This window comes from Sphingobium sp. 22B, from assembly GCF_001580035.1.
GTDB classification, from domain to species: Bacteria; Pseudomonadota; Alphaproteobacteria; order Sphingomonadales; family Sphingomonadaceae; genus Sphingobium; species Sphingobium fuliginis.
The window spans coordinates 1-473 of sequence record NZ_LTAB01000088.1 but is presented as its reverse complement, the minus strand read 5'-3'; the positions used below and the strand labels follow the sequence as shown (position 1 = coordinate 473).

The following is a 473-nucleotide window of genomic DNA, read 5'->3' as shown; positions in this document are numbered from 1 at the left end:
CACTCGGATTGCAACCAGTTACGGTGCGACTGCAAAAGGAGCTTGTAGAGCAGCTTAAGGTGCTGGCCAAAAAAGAAGGACTGGGATATCAGCCTTTTATTCGACACATACTCACTAGATATGTGCGGGACATCGCGAGCACCGAGAGCAAGCGAGAATCAGCATAGTCAAGCGTTGTGACCCTGATCATCGGCCCTTATAATCCGATTCATGAGTGAACCAGCCCGCGAAATCGAAACAACTCAACCAGTAAGCATTGACGGACTGGATCAACTTTTTGATACCACCCTTAACAGTGTGCAGGGTGTTGAACAGGGTACCCTGTTCGCGATTGCAAATGGTGATGAGCACGGTACCCTGTTCGCGATTGCAAATGGTGATGAGCACGGTACCCTGTTCGCGATTGCAAATGGTGATGAGCACGGTGCTCACGTGACCATGTGCAACCCTGATCACTGGACTGATCACTGGAC

2 protein-coding genes are annotated in these 473 nt (G+C 50.3%); both read left to right on the top strand.

Annotation, left to right across the window (positions count from 1 at the left end; genetic code table 11):
• Positions 1-23 precede the first annotated feature (23 nt).
• Positions 24-167 carry a hypothetical protein gene (locus A0J57_RS27395; protein ID WP_369118719.1) on the top strand — a complete coding sequence of 48 codons (144 nt, stop codon included), beginning with the start codon at positions 24-26 and terminating at the stop codon, positions 165-167.
• Between the two features lie 43 nt (positions 168-210).
• Positions 211-473: hypothetical protein (locus A0J57_RS26270; RefSeq protein WP_153023182.1), on the top strand; the 263-nt coding region annotated here is incomplete at its 3' end.